Below are 17,041 nucleotides of genomic sequence, written 5' to 3'. Positions count from 1 at the left end.
TACAGCGAATGAGCCAGATGCGATTCGTCCGATTGCACGGCAAGGAGGTGCAGAGCCAAAGGGCATTCCGCGATCCGTGTCCTAAACTGAGTCAGGCTTCGGCCCTGGCTTGATAGCCGTTCATCAAACGCCGACAGATGCACCCCACGGTGCACCATCCAACATGGAGGCATTCCGATGAAAATTGTCGTCATCGGCGGAACTGGCCTGATTGGCACCCAGCTCTGCAATAACCTGCGTCAGCACGGACACGACGTCTTGGCCGGCTCACCGAGTACCGGCCTCAACGCCTTGACCGGCGAAGGCCTCGACGCGGCGCTGGCCGGCGCTGAGGTGGTCGTCGACGTTGCCAACTCGCCGTCATTCGAAGACGCCGCCGTGCTGGAGTTCTTCGAGACTTCCGGGCGTAACCTGTTCGCCGCCGAGAAAGCCGCCGGGGTCAAACACCACGTTGCCCTGTCCGTCGTCGGCACGGAACTGATGCTCGACAGTGGCTACTTCCGCGCCAAAATGGCCCAGGAAAAACTGATCAAGGCCTCGGGCGTTCCCTACTCGATCCTGCGGGCCACGCAATTCTTCGAATTCATCAGCGCCATCGCCCAATCCGGCAACGAGGGCAACACCACCCGATTGCCCGCCGCCGACCTGCAACCGATCGCCTCGGCCGACGTCGCGGCGGCACTGGCCGACATCGCCGAACAACCGCCCACCCGGCAGACAGAGGAAGTGGCCGGCCCCGAGCGCCTGCCGATCGTCTCATTCGTCAAAGCTTTCCTGAAACACAACGACGATCCACGCGAGGTGATCGCAGACGCCGAGGCCACCTATTTCGGCGCGGCCATCGACGACGAGTCACTGACCCCTGGTGTCGATCCGATCATCGGCGCGACCCGCTTCGATGCGTGGCTCAAGAACACTTAGCGGGCAGGGTGGGTGAGTCTCCACCGGGCGACGCCGATCCGGTGCACCGGCACGATGCCCATGGCTTCATCTATGTGCTCGAAAGCTCCATCGTCATGAGCGTGAAGGGCGGCAAGGAAGTGACGCTGATGCCGGAGCAGAGATTCCATGAAGGGCCTGAAGATGTGCATACGGTGGGGCGCAATGCCAGCCAGGATAAGCCGGCAAAATTTTTTTGTGTTTCTGCTGAAAGATGCTGGCAAGCCTGCGGTGATTCCGGAGGCTTGACTGAAATCAATGTGGACCAAAGGTGACCGTTCCAATCAAATGGATCGGTCACCTGTATGTTGCACACAGTTGTCAGGGGGTCAGAGACTTAAGCGCGTCGACCACCCAAACCCTGTGCCAGTACACCGCCGAGCAACACAGCGGGCATGATGAGCAGAGCGCTGGTTACATGTACCCAAGTTATATTGTTGCCGGAGATTATCCCGACCGGTATGCCCCAGGTAAGCAGGATGACCGCTCCCACCCAAGTTGCTGCGCGCAGGGTTTTAGTTGGGCTGATTCGGGTACTGACAAGCCCTCCCAGACAGGCCGCCACCACCCAGCCGAGCACTGTCAGCCATTTGACCAAGTTCACGCTGATCAACTGATTGTGCTGTTGCTCCCATCCCTGAGCGCCAACGGCAACAAATTCGGGTGGAAGCAAGAGCGAAATGGCAAAACCGAACACCGGCAGAACCAATAGAGTGGAGAGCAAACCAAATGAAATCGCCTTGAACATCTTGTAATCCACATCCCTGTTAATGAGTACGCGTTTGTGCATGAACAACTTGCAGGCGCGTAGCGTGATTGTTTTAAAACGGAACTGCAATCTGGACGCAAAACTAAAGGTGACGGATCTATTTAAATAGATCTGTCACTCTTTCATTTTTCATGCGGTTGGGCGCAATGCCAGCCAGGACAAGCCGGCGAAGTTTTTGGTGTTTCTGCTGAAAGATGCTGGGACGCCTGCGGTGATTCCGGTTGATTGAACAGAGCAGCTACAGAGCCTGTAAAAATCGATCGGACAGTGTTCCCGAGAACGTCTTCTCTACCGGGCCGATGAGAAAGACCGGCCCCACGCCGTCCCATTGAACCGTAACGGTCCCGCCATCACATTCAACCTCGACGGAGTTGTCCAGCAAGCCCCGGCGAATGCCGTTGACCGCGGCACCACACGAGCAGGAACCGGAGCCGAGCGGGATACCACCGCCGCGCTCCCAAATACGCAACCGAATGCGCTTGCGGTCAATGACCTGAACGAAATGCACATTCGTTTTCAGTGGAAATAGAGGGTTGGTTTCAAGGGTCGGTCCGATTGCCGCTATATCAACGGCTGTCAGGTCGTCCACAAAATAAGTGCAGTGCGGATTTCCCATGCTGCACGCTGCCGGGTCGCCAGCCAGTGGCAAAACAGCCGTGTCCAGTTCCAGCGCCAGGGGAATGTCCGACCAGCCAAACAGCGGTTCTCCCATGGCGACGGAAATGGCGCCGGTTGAGGTGCGTTCGCACGTGAGTAGTCCACGGTGGGTTCGCAATACGATCGAGGTCGTATTTGATTCACGCATCAGCCTATCCGCCGCACCTCGCGTGGCGCTGCCACACGCGTCCAGCGTGGAGCCATCTGCATTCCAGAACATCAAGCGCGCGGCGGCATCATCGCAATCGAGCATTACCGCGAGTTGATTGAACCCCACTCCTCGGTTCCGATCGCCCATTCGCCGTGCCAGGGCACTTGTTATGGGGTGGGTCGAATTTCGCGAGTCGACAATAACGAAGTCATCACCGTTGGCGTGCATTTTGTGGAAACTCAGCGGCATGAAGAGACCTTGGCGGCGAGACTTAGGTAAGTTGACGTTCAAGGCGATCTAGCCCCATTCGCATGACTTTTTCAAGCCGTGTAAAAGCTTGAAAGGCACAGGAGCAAACGGGGCGGCTTTATCAAAAATAGATCTGAAGCAAGAGGGGAATCGGCAACTGACCGATTATTGGCAGAATCGAAGGAACGCCAATGGCGGACGTCCCCGTCAAGAAAAGTCGAGCACAAACGATGAATCGAGACGGTCGTCGAATCTATGCAAACCCGAGGAATGACAAGACAACCACGACAATCACAACGACCCCGACGATGTAGATGATGTTGTTCATGACTTCCACCTCTCAACCTGAATAGGATTGCGAAACGACGGTGTTACACATACAAGGTAGTGCACCCGTGCTCGCAATTCCATTCGGCAACACACATCGTTCCAGCGAAGAACCGGCGGTTTATCGAGTTTCTGCGGGAGTGATTTTTCAATGCATCGCCTTGAAAAGTCCTGAACTGGACGCGATTGCTGCCCCTATGGCATGGTCGAATTAATACGTCATGTAGCTAACAGGAAAAAAACGATGGAGGAGGGTGAAGGAATCGGTGCCATGACCTCGATGGCCACACTCAACACATTCAACCGCTGCATCCTCCACCTCGGTCGCCTGGCCCGGGATCGCGGCGACTCGCAATTTATCGAAGACGGCCTGCACGCCTTCAGCGAACTGGTGCCGTTCGCGTCCTCCTGGTGGGGCGAGATGTCGGGGTCGGACGCCGATGCGCCGCCCCAAAGCTGGATGCACGGGCGCATCAATCTGCCGGAATCGTTCGCGGCCGAATGGCACACCTGTGCGGCCATCGACAAGTTTTCCAACGACACCCTGAGCCAACTCGGCGCGGTGGTGCGTGAAAGCGGCTTCACCGACCCGAGTGAAGAGGTGAACGACTTCGCGCGGCGTCACGACCTCTATCACCCGATGTGCATCACCTTCGAATTGCCCGAAAGCGGCTTGCTGTTTTTCGTCTGCCTGTACCGTGGCGCTGATGCGCCGGGGTTCAGCGACAATGAGGCCGAGTTGTTTTCTGCGTTTTGCGATCATCTGCTACAGCTGTGGCGATTCCAGGTGCAGGACATGATCCGCTTCGACACCGGCAACGGCGCGACCGACTTCGGCATCGCCCGACTCGACGGCAGTCTGCTGTATGTCGGCGCCAGCCTGTGCGCCGCCATTCAGCGTGAGTTGCCGGGATGGAGCGGCTCGACGCTGCCGTTTGAGGTGATCGCGCAACTGGCCAAAGCGCCGTGCGTGATCCGTTTTGGTCGTTGCACGCTGACGCTGAGCCCGAACGCCGAGCATGTGATTCTGTCCCTCGAAGCGCAGTCGCGCGGGGCGGTGCTGGCGCCGCGCGAGCGTACGGCCGCCATGTTGTTCGCCGCCGGCCATTCCTATAAAGAAATCGCCAAAACCCTGGGCCTGAGTCCGGCCACAGTGCGCACTTATCTGCGCAACTGCTACTTGCAGCTCGGCGTTAAAAGCAAGGTAGAACTGGGTTCTGTCCTGCGTTCGCCGTCGCACGATACCCGTCGTATTTCCCACTAATTGCCTGACCCCTCCTCATTTGCGGAGGTCCGGATTTCGACGGCGCGCTATAGGGTAGGCCCTGCCTGCCACAGGCTGGCGCGCCAGTCTGTCCGGGCACTTCAAAAACTATAAGAACAGAGGTGGGTCAGTTGAAATTTTCCGGGCTATTTATCGCGGTGGCCGCGACGACGGCATTGGCGGGTGTGGGATTGGTCGGGTGTCAGACCCAGGGTTCGAGCGCTGCCGACATGGTGCTGCGCAACGGCTATGTCTACACCGTCGATGGCAAGAACTCGGTGCAGCAGGCGATCGCTGTCACTGGCGGCAAGATTGTGTATGTCGGCAGCGATGAAGGCGTCACGTCTTATATCGGCAAACAGACCCAACTGATCGATCTGGCCGGGCGCATGCTGATGCCGGGCTTCATCGACGCGCACATGCATCCGGGTGACGGTGGCCGTGCGATGACCTTGTGCGACCTGAAATACCAGACCATGACGCGCAAGGTGTTCCAGGAAACCATTCAGGCGTGCCTGGATGCCGACAAGGATAAGGGCCCCGATGTGTGGCTCGAAGTCGGCAGTTGGGATCGCATGGGCATGGACGGGCTCGACGGCGACCCGGACAAATCGACCCTGGACGCGCTCAAGACCCAGCGCCCGATTCAGGTCCGTTCGACAGATTTCCACACCGTACTGACCAACTCCCGCGGCCTGGCAGTGGCCGGCATTACCAAGCAAACACCCAACCCAAGCGACGGTAAATACGTGCGCGACAGCGCCGGCAACCCGAACGGCATCTGCGAAGACGGCGCCGCCGATACCATGGCCGCCGTGGTGCCGCCGGCCACTGATGCCGAGAAACTGACTCAGACCCGCGCGGCGCTCGACGCCATGCGCCAGCAGGGCATCACCAGTTTCTTCGACGCCATGTCGGGGCCCGAGAATGGTAAGGCGTTCACGACCTTGCAGCAGTCAGGTGAACTGACCGCGCGCGCGTTGCTGGCGATCAAACTCGACCCGGCCGCCGCTGCCGCAGATCCGGCGAAAACCATCGCCGACGCCAAAACGCTGGCCAACACTTACGATCAAGGCGAAACCAAAGTCGCACCGGGCGTGAGCATGCGTCACGTCAAATTGTTCATGGACGGCATCATCAACGCGCCGGCAGACACGGGCGCGATGTTGACGCCGTACCTGCGCAATGCCGGCACCGAGAAGGTGCCGAAGTGGACGCCAGGCAAGAATATCGGTGAGCTGTACTTCCCGCCGAAAGTGCTCAATCCGTTGCTGCTGAAGGCGGTTGAGGCTGGCCTCGATCCGCACCTTCACGCGACCGGCGACCGAGCGGTGCGCGATTCGTTGGACGGCATCGAATACGTACGTCATCAGCTGCCGGGCAATGCTTTCCGCCCGGCCATTACTCATAACGAATCAGTGGACCCGGCCGACTATCCACGCTTCAAGGCACTCGACGTCACGGCCAACATGTCCTTCCAGTGGGCTCAGCAAGCACCGTCCACCGTTGACGGCACCAGCGATCATCTTGGCGCTGCGCGGTTTGCCCGCATGGAACCGTCAGGCAGCATCGCGCGCGCGGGCGGCCGCGTGGCGTATGGCAGCGACTGGCCGGTGGATCCGCTCGACGAGTTCCTCGCGCTGAAAGTCGGCGTCACCCGCTCGGGCGATCCGCAGAACCCGCACAGCTATGGCCCCAAGTACGCGGGCAGGCTGAACGCTGATCCTGCGCTGTCCCGCGAGGAAGTATTGCGCACCATCACCCTGAACGCCGCCGAGCAATTGAAGCTGGATGCGGTGGTCGGTTCAGTTGAGGTCGGTAAGTTCGCGGACTTGATCGTATTGGACAAGAACTTCATGCAAGTGCCCGAGGCGGAACTGGCGCGCAATAACGTGCTGTTGACGATGGTCGGCGGCAAGGTTGTGTGGGCCAAGGCGCCGTTCGTTGGCGTTGATCGGCAGCCGATTTCCGTCACCGCTTTGAACGCTGGACAACAACAATAAAAACACCACCAAACATTAATACCGATCAATGAAGTGTCACGCGAACCGTGACGGCAGCCGAACGCATCGCTCTATGTAGCAGCTGGCGAAGCCCGCGTTCGGCTGCGAAGCCGTCGTAAAACCAGAGCGCGCGGTACATCAGACAAACCGCGTGAACTGAACTGACGACTGCTTCGCAGCCGAACGCAGGCTACGCCAGCTGCTACGCCGGACGCGGCTTCCCTTGCTCGGTATTGGCGTCTACCTTTTCTGAAGAGCACACCGCAATGACTCAACAACGAAGTCCGCTGATCGAGACCCGTTCGATCGATTTCATCCCCGAGGCCGAGCGCCATGGCAGCCTCTACAGCCAGTTTACGTTGTGGCTGGGCGCCAACCTGCAAATCACCGCCATCGTTACCGGTGCACTGGCGGTGGTGCTGGGCGGTGATGTGTTCTGGTCGCTGATTGGTTTGCTGATCGGCCAGTTGCTCGGCGGCACCGTCGTCGCGCTGCATGCCGCGCAAGGGCCGAAGCTGGGCCTGCCGCAGATGATCTCCAGTCGGGTGCAGTTCGGCGTCTACGGCGCGGCGATCCCGATTGTGCTGGTGTGCCTGATGTACCTCGGCTTCAGCGCCACGGGCGCGGTGCTGTCGGGGCAAGCGATTGCGCAGTTGATCCATGTCAGCGACAGCGCCGGCATCCTGATTTTTGCCGCGTGCATCGCGTTTCTGACGATCTTCGGTTATCGGGTGATTCACTGGGTCGGCCGGGTGGCGAGCGTGCTGGGCATCATTGCCTTCGTCTACCTGTTCACCCGGCTGATGACCCTCAACGATATTGGCCTGCTACTGGAAAACCGCCACTTCGGCTGGAGCACTTTCCTGCTGGCGGTGTCGCTGTCCGCGTCCTGGCAGATCGCGTTCGGGCCTTATGTGGCCGACTACTCGCGCTACCTGCCGAGCAAGACTTCTTCCTGGAAAACCTTCGCCGCCGTTGGTTTGGGAACGGTGCTGGGGGCTCAGGCTTCCATGGTGCTCGGGGTGTTCGCGGCGGCATTGGCGGGCGCTAACTTTCGCGGTCACGAAGTGGCGACCATCGTCGGGTTGGGCAGTACCGGCGTGATGGCTTCGCTGCTGTACTTGAGCGTGGTGTTCGGCAAAGTCACGGTGTCGACGCTCAACGCCTACGGCAGCTTCATGTGCGTGGCGACGATCATCAGCGGCTTTCGCAGCCGCCTCGACATCAGCGCCCGGCAGCGCATGGTGTTTGTGCTGCTGATCGTCGCGGCCTCCACCACGCTGGCGCTGTTGGGGCAGTACTCGTTCTTGAACACGTTCAAGTACTTCATCCTGTTTCTACTGACGTTCTTCACGCCGTGGAGCGCGATCAACCTGGTGGATTACTACTTCATCAACAAAGAGCGTTATGACATTGCGGCGTTGTCCGACCCCGCGGGGCGTTATGGGCGCTGGAACATGCGTGGGATCAGTGTGTATGTCGTGGGGGTGTTGATTCAGTTGCCGTTTGTGGACACGCACTTCTACTCGGGGCCGATGGTTGCGCAGCTCGGCGGGGTGGATATTTCCTGGATTGTCGGGCTGGTCGTGCCGGGGGTGCTTTATTACGGGTTGGCCAGGACATCGGCGCTGGTGGTGGCCTCGGAGCAGAGATCGAAGGCTTGAAGGAAGCGAATCTGGAGTAAGCGCTTACACTCGTTGCTGGGTGTTTGCGTTTTCTTGGAATCAGGCCAGGCCCACCTCTTGTAGCAGCTGGCGAAGCCTGCGTTCGGCTGCGCAGCAGTCGTAAAATCAGACCGCGCGGTGCTTCAGAAAGACCTCGCACTCAGGTATTACGACTGCTTCGCAGCCGAACGCAGGCTTCGCCAGCGGCTACAGGTCGCGTTATGGCTTAACGTCGTGTTCGATGTTTTTTCAACCCGTACGGAGACGATCACCATGGCCATCCACACCCAACGCGCCGACGCCTGCCACCTCGACCCAGTTGCCGGACTCTTCGACGCCTATCGCGGTTTCTACGGCCAGCCTTCGAACCTGCAACAGTCTAGAGACTTCATCGCCGAGCGCATTGCCCTGGATGAATCGGCGATCTTCCTGGCCCTGGACGATGACGGTGAGGCGCTGGGTTTCGTCCAGCTCTACCCGACGTTTTCCTCCATCGACGCTCACCGAGCCTGGCTGCTCAGCGATCTCTTCACCGCACCGGCTGCGAGGGGCCGCGGGGTAGGGACGTTGCTGATGAACACCGCCCGCACTTTTGCGCTGTCGACGGGGGCGAAGGGGTTGGTGCTGGAAACGGCCACGAATAACTTCGGCGCGCAGCGGTTGTATGAGTCGCTGGGGTATGTGCGGGATACGGGGTATTACACTTATATGCTGGATTTGAAGCAGGGTTGATAGCGTAAGCCTGTCAGTTTTAGTGAGCCAGGCAAACTTCCCATTAACGCGTAGCCCTCGGGAGAATCCTTAGGCAGAATGCGAGCCCTACTATCACCTCGAAAAAATGGATTTTATGAGACGAGCATTTTTGCTGCTGCCCCTTTTCCTGTCACTTTCGGGCTGTGAAAAAATCGCCAATGCTCCAGGCGCAAACCAGGGAAATACCACCTCATCGCCAGCGACTCCGACCGTACAAGCGCCAGTCCCGGCTGAGAAGTTTGTCTATAAGTTTGAAATCAACACAGGCTCACCCGAACAAGCGCTCAATACATGGTGGCGCTATCTTGGTGCCATGGCCGCTGTCGCGGACGCTAACTGCGAAACAATCATCAAAGAACGCTCAGACGAATTTGATGTGAGCAGAGTTGCGACGGGAGAAGTGGTGCAGTCCTTCAAAAGTCGCGGGCGACTGTGCAAGAAGACCGTTTATAAACGAGAGATAATCGAGATAAGGCAGGAGACTGAGACACGGGCTATCGCGACTGTCAAAGTCACCAACGTGACGCCATCGTCTGTGAGCCACACTGAAGAGGATGAGGAAGCCCGAAATAAGGGTGTACAACTCAGATACCTCGTCGAAAAGACTCCCAATGGCTGGAAGGTATCGCAGGTCTACCAGTATGGCGTTTCCAATACGCTGATCGGTAAGGACGAGTGGGCAGCCCAGTACAGCCCCTACCCTGAAAGCTATCCAATCTACGTTTTGGACGACCAGTAAGTCTTGGCCGGCCCAGGTTGGTCGGATTTAACGAAATTCGTCGGGCTTGTTAGACAATAGCGTCGAGGTTGAATGTGATGGCGGAACCGTAACGGCTCGGTGGGATAGAGCGGGAGCTGTCTTTCTCATCGGACCGGTAGAGGCCGTTTTTTCAGGAGCAATCACGGACAACTGATTGCAGGTTTCATAGCAGCCATGTCCGTGACAAATCAGTACTGCGGGCTCAAGCAATCCAGCAAGAGACCGGCGTCGGGTCTATCAGTCACCTTCAACCACTGGCCCAACCGCCCCCAATTCCGTAACATCCCCACCCCTCATTCCCCGCAACTCCCGCGGCCAACTCCACCGGCCCGCATGTTCAGGTAAGCCATGAAATCACAACGCCTACGCGCCGATGCCCTGGCCGGGCTCACTACGTCCTTCGCGTTGCTGCCCGAATGCATAGCCTTCGCCTTGGTCGCTCATCTCAATCCGCTGATGGGCCTGTATGGCGCTTTCATCATTTGCACATTGACTGCGCTGTTCGGCGGCCGGCCGGGGATGGTGTCCGGTGCTGCCGGGTCGATGGCGGTGGTGATTGTGGCGTTGGTGGTGCAGCACGGCGTGCAGTATTTGCTGGCGACGGTGCTGTTGGGCGGGTTGATCATGATGGCGTTCGGGCTGTTGCGGCTGGGCAAACTGGTGCGCATGGTGCCGCATCCGGTGATGCTCGGTTTCGTCAACGGTCTGGCGATCATCATTGCGTTGGCGCAACTGGAGCACTTCAAGAGCGGCGACACTTGGCTCAGTGGCACGCCGCTTTACGTGATGAGCGGGTTGGTGGCGCTGACCATGGCCATCGTCTATTTGCTGCCGCGCCTGACCCGTGCCGTGCCGCCGGCCTTGGTGGCGATCCTTGGTGTCGGGCTGACGGTGTACCTGCTCGGCCTGCCGACCCGCACGCTCGGTGACATGGCGCACATCGCCGGCGGCTTGCCGACCTTGGCGTTGCCGGACATCCCCTGGAATCTGGAAACCCTGCGTATCGTCGCGCCTTACGCGATTTTGATGGCGCTGGTCGGCCTGCTGGAAACCTTGCTGACGCTGAACCTCACCGACGAAATCACCGAGAGTCGCGGCTACCCGGATCGCGAGTGCGTGGCGCTGGGCGCGGCGAACATGGTGTCGGGTGCGTTCGGTGGCATGGGCGGCTGCGCGATGATCGGCCAGACCGTGATCAACCTCAGTTCCGGCGGTCGTGGTCGGCTCTCTGGGGTGATCGCCGGGGTGATGATTCTGCTGTTCGTGCTGTTTCTGTCGCCGCTGATCGAGCGCATCCCGCTAGCCGCGCTGGTGGGGGTGATGTTCGTGGTGTCGCAGCAGACCTTCGCCTGGGCCTCGCTGCGGGTGATCAACAAAGTGCCGCTCAATGACGTGCTGGTGATCATCGCCGTGACCACCATTACCGTGTTCACCGACCTCGCCACTGCGGTGCTCTGCGGGATCATCATTGCCGCGCTCAACTTCGCCTGGCAGCAGGCCCGTGAACTGTACGCCGACACCTATCTGGAAACCGACGGCAGCAAACTCTATCGCCTGCATGGCACGTTGTTTTTCGCCTCAACCGCGCCATTTCTCAACCAATTCGATCCGGCGAACGACCCTGCTCAAGTGACCCTTGATTGCCGTCACCTGAGCTTCGTCGACTACTCGGCCATCGCTGCGCTGAAGACCCTGCGCGAACGCTACGACAAGGCGGGCAAGCATCTGCGGGTGTTTCACTTGTCGGAGCGCTGCAAGCAAATGCTCAAGCGAGCGGGCGGGGATTACTGATCGCCAGGGCGATCGAGAACGCCGGGTTCAGCGATCTCGCTGGAGCAGTTCCTCGACCACGCCCATAAAGGCCTCGACGAGCAGGCTGCGTCCTTGGGTTCGCGTGAGTATCAGCAGTTCCGCGCGGGCTGCGGGGTCTACCAGCGGCCGGTAGGTCACGCCTTTTTTGGCCAGGGTCCTGGCGCACTCGGGGACCAGGGCCACACCTTGGCCGGCGGCCACCAAGGCGATGATCGAGGTGATCTGCCGCCCCGACGGCCCCGGACGGATGGGCAGGTCGTTGCTGCGGTACAGGTGCTCGATGGACTCATTGAGCCCGGAGCCATAATCGGCCGGAAACAGAATCAAGGGGTGCGCGCTGAGTTGGGCCAGGGTGACCTCGTCCTGGCTGGCCAGCGGGTTGTCGCTGGAGAGAGCGGCCACCAGAGGTTCGCCGCCCAACGACAGGGCCTGAACCTCGTTTTGCCCGCGCGAAGGTAGCAGGCGGCTCAGGCCGATATCGATGCGGCCATCGACCACCTGCGAATACAGACTGCCGGACGCACTTTCCACCAGGGTCAGTTGCACGTCCGGGAAACGCTGGGCAAAGGCTTGCAGGGTGTGGCTGAACAGATCCGACAGTGCAATCGAACTGGCGTAACCCAGCGCCAATTGGCCGGCCGAACCGGCGGCCAGCTTGCCGGCGATGACTTCGGTCAGACTGGCCTGATCGAGGACGGCCTGGGCGTAAGGCAGGAAATGCCGGCCCTGAGCCGTGAGCGTGACCGTGCGGCTGGTGCGATCGAACAGGCGAAAACCCAGCTCGGTTTCCAGGGCTGAAATCTGTCGGGTCAAGGGGGGCTGAGCGAGGTGCAGGCGCAACGCCGCGCGGCCAAAGTGCAGCTCTTCGGCGACCGTCAAAAAGTAACGTAGCTTGCGTAGGTCGAGCATCCTGATCCCTAGGTATTGATCGGTCCGAATTCGGTATTGGTGTTCGGCGGGCTGCGTATTCTATAAAGACCTCTGGTCATAAAACGAGAGGTCTCATGAATTCGCGCCTGCACAGTGCTCGCGTCGCCCTGTTTCTGTGTGGCTGTGCGGCTTTTCTCAACCTCTATTCAACCCAGAGCATTCTCCAGGAGTTTGCCCTGAGTTTTCAGGTGAGCGCTCGCCAGGCCGGTTGGAGTATCACCGTGACCACCCTGGCGGTCGCCCTCACGGCCCCGTTTATCAGCCGCTTGACCGGTCGCTTCGAGCAACGCTCGGTGATTGTGGTCGCGGCGTTGCTATTGGCAGTGCCGGCGCTGCTGGCCGCGCGTGCCGGCAGCTTTGCCGAGCTGCTGGTCTGGCGCTTTATCGAAGGCATGCTCATCCCGGTGGTGTTCGCCACCAGCGTAGCGTACATCGGCGACCGCTGGCGCGGCGGCACCGTCACCGAAGTCACCAGCCTGTATGTGGCGGGGACGGTGCTGGGCGGTTTCGCCGGGCGCTTCGTGTCGGGGATCATGACGCAATACGTGGGCTGGCGTGAGGCCTTTGAACTGCTGGCGATCATCAGCTTGCTGGTCGGCATAGCGATCCACATCCTGCTGCCGGCCAACCCGGTGTTAGTGACCCAGGCATCGCCTGTTCGTCAGCACACGTTTCGTGACCTGTGCCACAAGCCCTTGCTGGCGGCGTATGGCGTCGGTTTTTGTGTGCTGTTCTCGCAAGTGGCGACCTTTACCTACGCCGGGCTGTATCTCAGCCAGGCGCCGTTCAACCTGGGCGCGGCGGCGCTGGGGACGATTTATGCGGTGTTCCTGCTCGCGCTGGTGGTCATCCCGATTGCCGGCCGCTTGAGCAAACTGCGACCGCAATCCGAATTGCTGACGGGCGCCGTATTGCTCGGGGTCTGCGGCTCGATCCTGACCCTGATGCCTTCGCTGTGGCTGATCGTCCTGGGCCTGGCCCTGAGTTCGACCGGGGTGTTTCTCGCCCAGGCCTCCGCGAATGCCTTCATCACGGCCACCGCCCGGCACAACAAGGCCGGGGCCGTGGGCCTGTACCTGACCGGCTATTACCTGGGCGGCAGTTTCGGCGCCATCGTCCCGGCGATGATCTGGACCCGCTGGGGCTGGCAAGGCTGCGTGGCATTGATCATCGGCTTCCAACTGTTGTCGCTGCTGATCGCCTTGGCCGGCTGGAAACCCCTCAAACCCGATACCCCCGATACACCGGTCGCACGCGGCCGCAACGGTTCCGGCCGAACCGGTGAACCTGCCTGATTCATCATCCAATAAGGGAATATAAGAGGTGACCATGAGTAACGTAATGACCCGCCACAGCCAGTTGTTGAAGATCGTCGAACCGGTGCTGAATGACATGCCTGCCAGTGTGTTGAAGCATGCGCTGTTCGAGGCCTTCTGGAGTGAAGAAGAGGCGCTGGTGGACATTGAAAATGCATTCGAGCAACTCACCTCGCGTCGTCATTCGCCGGTCGCCTTGCGCAAGTTTTTCGCCAGTTGGTCCAAGACCAACAACTCGGCCACCAGTGTGTCCGGCCTGGCCAACCGCATTACTTTGCTGGCGCGCTCCGAGCAAGGTTCCGAATCCGCCGAGCAGCTGTACCGGGCCTGCGGCAGTCTGCAACGGATTACCGACGAGGACCTGGGTGCGCTGGGCAATACCTTGCACTCGGACCTGTTCTACAACATGGCCACGCCGTTGTGCGGCGATGACCAGTGGCTGCTGAAGGAAAACTGCCTGCCTTCGGCCCAGGCCTTCAAGGACTGGACCGACACCCGCCGCCTGCGCGATCGCGATTTGTTGCAGGGCTTGCTGACCACTTTGATCCATGAGGTGTACACCCACGGTGAAGTGGAATTTATCCACCCGTTGTACAAGCAGTGGTTCGTCCGCGACATGGGCGTACCGGAAGCCAAGGCCCGCGCCACCGTCGCCTGGGTCACCGTGCACACCGGCGGCACCGAGAGCAATCATTTCGCCCATGCCGTGGCAGCGGTCAGTGAGTTTGTCGAGGCCATGCAGATTGCCGTCGACCACCAAACCGCGCGGGAAATTTTCGCTGAATACCTGCGCCGCAAAGCCACCGTGATGAAGGATTGCGCACAGCTGTTGCAGTGACCGGGGCTCAGCCTTCTTGACTATCAACATCCACTTTCCAGCCGCACAAGACGATGAACGACCTGACACACGAAGTAGTTTCCCCGCGCCCCGCGCCACCTGCCGATGCCTCCGTGCGTCGTCGCTCCCTGGTGGCGGGTTGCGGCGCACATGCGGTGCATGACGGGTTGACCGATGTGATCTATGTGCTGTTGCCGATCTGGCAGGCGCAGTTCGGTCTGAGTTTTGCCCAGATCGGCCTGTTGCGCGGCGCCTATGCCGGGATGATGGCCGGGTTCCAGCTGTTGGCGAGCCGAGCCGCCAAACGCTGGGGGCGCGAGCGCCTGCTGGTGGGCGGAACGGCACTCGCCGGCCTGGCCTATTTGCTGGCGGGGCAGGCGGGCGGGTTGACGGTGCTGTTGCTGGCGCTGCTGTTGGGCGGATTGGGCGCCAGTACCCAGCACCCACTGGCCTCGTCGTTGATCACCGACAGTTACGAGGCGGGCGGCGGGGTCAAACAAGCGTTGTCGCAGTACAACTTTTCCGGTGACATCGGCAAAACGTTGATCCCGGGGTTGATCGGTCTGTTGCTGACGGTCATCAGCTGGCGCGCCAGTGTCACGCTGCTGGGCCTGCTCGGGCTGGCCGCCGCGGGTTTGCTGTGGTGGCTGATCCCGGCGCGCACCGAGTCTTTGTCCGCACCCGGCAAAGCGTCGAAGGCGATCAAGGGACAGGGTTCTGCCAGCGGGCTGCGCGCCCTGATTCTGACCGGCACCCTGGACAGCGCAGTGCGCATGGGCTTTCTCACCTTTTTGCCCTTTCTGCTGAAAGACAAGGGTGCCGGCACGGCGGGCATCGGCCTGGCATTGACGATGTTGTTCGTGGGCGGCGCGTTCGGCAAGTTGCTGTGCGGCTACCTGGGCGCGCGCATCGGCATGGTGAAGACCGTGTGGTTGACCGAGTTCACTACGGCGGTTTTGATCGTCATGGCGGTGTACCTGCCGTTTTTCGGCCTGATGGTGATGTTGCCGCTGCTGGGGCTGGCGTTGAACGGCACGTCATCGGTGTTGTACGGCGCCGTGCCGGATCTGGCGGGGCCGGGTAAACGCGAGCAGGCGTTCGCGGTGTTTTACACCGGCACCATCGGCGGCGGTGCGCTGGCGCCGGTGTTGTTTGGCAGCCTCGGTGACGTCACCGGGGTGCCCGTCGCAGTGATGCTGTTGGCCGCCACTCTGTTGCTGACGCTGCCGTTGTCCTGGTTTGTGCAGCGTGGCCTGGACGCTGATGCGCGGCTCTATCAGAGCGCGAGCAGTTGACGGGACACCGCCCGTGGCCAGGTCGCTTGGTTTTAAAGTCGTTTTCGCAGGTAGAAAAATGAATAACAGTGAGCCCTCTGCACTCCGATTGTCGTTATCCCATCGAGCCCTGATTCTCAAGGCGCCCGGAACATCCAGCATGCGCAGCAAAGCCAATGCCTTGAAAGAAAGTGGCATCAAGGTCATCAACTTTGCGGCGGGCGAGTTATCGTTCGATGCCTGCCAGGACATGAAGGCGGGCGCCATCGACGCCATCAACGGCGCGCGAAATCGTTACACGCCGCCCATTGGCCTGCCCCAACTTCGGGAACGACTGGCGCAACAGGTCAGCCAGCGCTGCGGCATCCCATACGCCGCCAATGAAGTAGCCGTGACCGCAGGAGCGAAACAGGCGCTCTACAACGCGGCCATGGTGCTGCTCAATCCCGGTGATGAGGTGATTGTTCCGACGCCTTACTGGGAAACTTCTCCCACGCAGATCCTGTTGGCCGGTGCCACTCCGGTGTTTGTCGATACCAGAGCCGACGACTATCGCCTGACCTGCAAGGCCGTCGAAAGAGCCTTGTCGCCCCGCACCAAAATGATCGTGATCAACACCCCGAACAATCCCACGGGCACGGTTTATCAGCGAGAGGAGTTGCGCAAGATTGCCCAGCTCGCATTCGATCATCGACTCTGGGTGGTTTTCGATGAGTGCTACCGCAAACTGGTACGCCATCCCCATGAACATCACAACATCGTGTCGCTGTTTCCGGCCCTGAAAAACCAGACGGTATTGGTCGATTCGTTCTCCAAGAGTCAGGCGGTCACGGGCTGGCGCGTGGGGTATGCCTGTGCCCCGGCCGAGGTCATCGCGGCCATGCACAACTTGCAGGGTCACACCACGTCCAACCCCAGCAGCCTCGCCCAATATGCGGCGCTGAACACCTTGATCGTCGATTCGCCGGACTTTGCTCGCGAGGTCAATACCTTCCTCGACCGACAACTGCAGGCGGCGTGTACCTGTCTCGGTTATGTCGACGCCATTACCTGCGCGCCACCGGAGGGTGCGTTTTACCTCTATGTCGATGTCTCCCGAAAGTTGGGTTGCCGTTACCTCGGCACGACAATCCGCGACGTCGATCATTTCGCTGATCTGTTATTGACCGAGGCACATATTGCCGTTGTCCCCGGCTCGGGCTGCGGCGACCCCAATAGCATCCGGATTTCCTACGCCGTCGAGCGTGAAGAGTTAATCGAAGGGCTGACGCGCTTCGGTCAGTTCATGGCAGAAGTCGTCGCGGATTGACGGCGGGTATCCATCTTGTCGTAGAG

General features: G+C 60.1%; 15 protein-coding genes and 1 pseudogene. 13 read left to right on the top strand and 3 right to left on the bottom strand.

What is annotated here, in order from left to right; translation table 11 throughout:
• Positions 1-177: 177 nt before the first annotated feature.
• Positions 178-921, top strand: a complete 744-nt coding sequence (locus ACA071_RS20000) for an SDR family oxidoreductase (protein ID WP_497640756.1) — start codon at positions 178-180, stop codon at positions 919-921.
• A complete protein-coding gene (locus ACA071_RS19995; protein WP_497640755.1) occupies positions 903-1,214 on the top strand; it encodes a cupin domain-containing protein in 312 nt (103 codons plus the stop codon). Before ACA071_RS20000 ends, ACA071_RS19995 begins: the two co-directional genes overlap by 19 nt.
• A 62-nt stretch (positions 1,215-1,276) precedes the next feature.
• On the opposite strand, the gene ACA071_RS19990 is transcribed toward ACA071_RS19995, so the two are convergent.
• Together ACA071_RS19990 and dapF are read right to left on the bottom strand one after the other, a co-directional pair.
• Positions 1,277-1,687, bottom strand: a complete 411-nt coding sequence (locus tag ACA071_RS19990; RefSeq protein ID WP_497640754.1) for a hypothetical protein — start codon at positions 1,685-1,687, stop codon at positions 1,277-1,279.
• A 259-nt stretch (positions 1,688-1,946) separates the two neighbouring features.
• On the bottom strand, positions 1,947-2,765 hold the full coding sequence (gene dapF, locus ACA071_RS19985) for a diaminopimelate epimerase (RefSeq protein ID WP_497640753.1): 819 nt from the start codon (positions 2,763-2,765) through the stop codon (positions 1,947-1,949).
• Between the two features lie 571 nt (positions 2,766-3,336).
• On the opposite strand from dapF, the gene ACA071_RS19980 reads away from it, so the two are divergent.
• From ACA071_RS19980 to ACA071_RS19950, 7 genes and pseudogenes are all read left to right on the top strand, one after another.
• Positions 3,337-4,356, top strand: a complete 1,020-nt coding sequence (locus ACA071_RS19980; protein ID WP_497640752.1) for a helix-turn-helix transcriptional regulator — start codon at positions 3,337-3,339, stop codon at positions 4,354-4,356.
• Positions 4,357-4,487: 131 nt separating this feature from the next.
• The gene (locus tag ACA071_RS19975) at positions 4,488-6,359 is read left to right on the top strand and encodes an amidohydrolase (RefSeq protein ID WP_497640751.1); all 1,872 of its coding nucleotides are present in this window, start codon (positions 4,488-4,490) and stop codon (positions 6,357-6,359) included.
• A 266-nt stretch (positions 6,360-6,625) separates the two neighbouring features.
• Positions 6,626-8,023, top strand: a complete 1,398-nt coding sequence (locus tag ACA071_RS19970; RefSeq protein ID WP_497640750.1) for a purine-cytosine permease family protein — start codon at positions 6,626-6,628, stop codon at positions 8,021-8,023.
• 273 nt (positions 8,024-8,296) lie between these two features.
• On the top strand, positions 8,297-8,755 hold the full coding sequence (locus ACA071_RS19965) for a GNAT family N-acetyltransferase (RefSeq protein WP_497640749.1): 459 nt from the start codon (positions 8,297-8,299) through the stop codon (positions 8,753-8,755).
• A 130-nt stretch (positions 8,756-8,885) separates the two neighbouring features.
• Positions 8,886-9,515, top strand: coding sequence for a hypothetical protein (locus tag ACA071_RS19960; protein ID WP_497640748.1), 630 nt, complete (start codon positions 8,886-8,888; stop codon positions 9,513-9,515).
• 43 nt (positions 9,516-9,558) lie between these two features.
• A pseudogene (locus ACA071_RS19955) lies at positions 9,559-9,690 on the top strand (diaminopimelate epimerase); the annotation flags it as partial.
• Positions 9,691-9,884: 194 nt separating this feature from the next.
• Positions 9,885-11,327 (top strand): SulP family inorganic anion transporter, encoded by a 1,443-nt coding sequence (locus ACA071_RS19950; RefSeq protein WP_497640747.1) that lies wholly within the window; start codon positions 9,885-9,887, stop codon positions 11,325-11,327.
• A gap of 27 nt (positions 11,328-11,354) precedes the next feature.
• Here the strand turns inward: ACA071_RS19950 and ACA071_RS19945 are convergent, their stop codons facing one another.
• The gene (locus ACA071_RS19945; RefSeq protein WP_497640746.1) at positions 11,355-12,257 is read right to left on the bottom strand and encodes a LysR family transcriptional regulator; all 903 of its coding nucleotides are present in this window, start codon (positions 12,255-12,257) and stop codon (positions 11,355-11,357) included.
• 95 nt (positions 12,258-12,352) lie between these two features.
• On the opposite strand from ACA071_RS19945, the gene ACA071_RS19940 reads away from it, so the two are divergent.
• The 4 genes from ACA071_RS19940 to ACA071_RS19925 are packed head-to-tail and all read left to right on the top strand — an operon-like array spanning position 12,353 to position 17,015.
• On the top strand, positions 12,353-13,573 hold the full coding sequence (locus tag ACA071_RS19940) for an MFS transporter (protein ID WP_497640745.1): 1,221 nt from the start codon (positions 12,353-12,355) through the stop codon (positions 13,571-13,573).
• Positions 13,574-13,607: 34 nt separating this feature from the next.
• Positions 13,608-14,432 (top strand): hypothetical protein, encoded by an 825-nt coding sequence (locus ACA071_RS19935; protein WP_497640744.1) that lies wholly within the window; start codon positions 13,608-13,610, stop codon positions 14,430-14,432.
• 53 nt (positions 14,433-14,485) lie between these two features.
• Positions 14,486-15,727: an MFS transporter gene (locus ACA071_RS19930; RefSeq protein WP_497640743.1), complete on the top strand. Its 1,242-nt coding sequence runs from the start codon at positions 14,486-14,488 to the stop codon at positions 15,725-15,727.
• Positions 15,728-15,785: 58 nt separating this feature from the next.
• Entirely contained in the window at positions 15,786-17,015 is a 1,230-nt protein-coding gene (locus ACA071_RS19925) for a pyridoxal phosphate-dependent aminotransferase (protein ID WP_497645357.1), read from the top strand.
• Positions 17,016-17,041 lie beyond the last annotated feature (26 nt).

This window comes from Pseudomonas sp. LBUM1646 (genome assembly GCF_059716165.1).
Note: the sequence above shows the minus strand (reverse complement) of the source record. Positions and strands in the feature narration are given on the sequence as shown.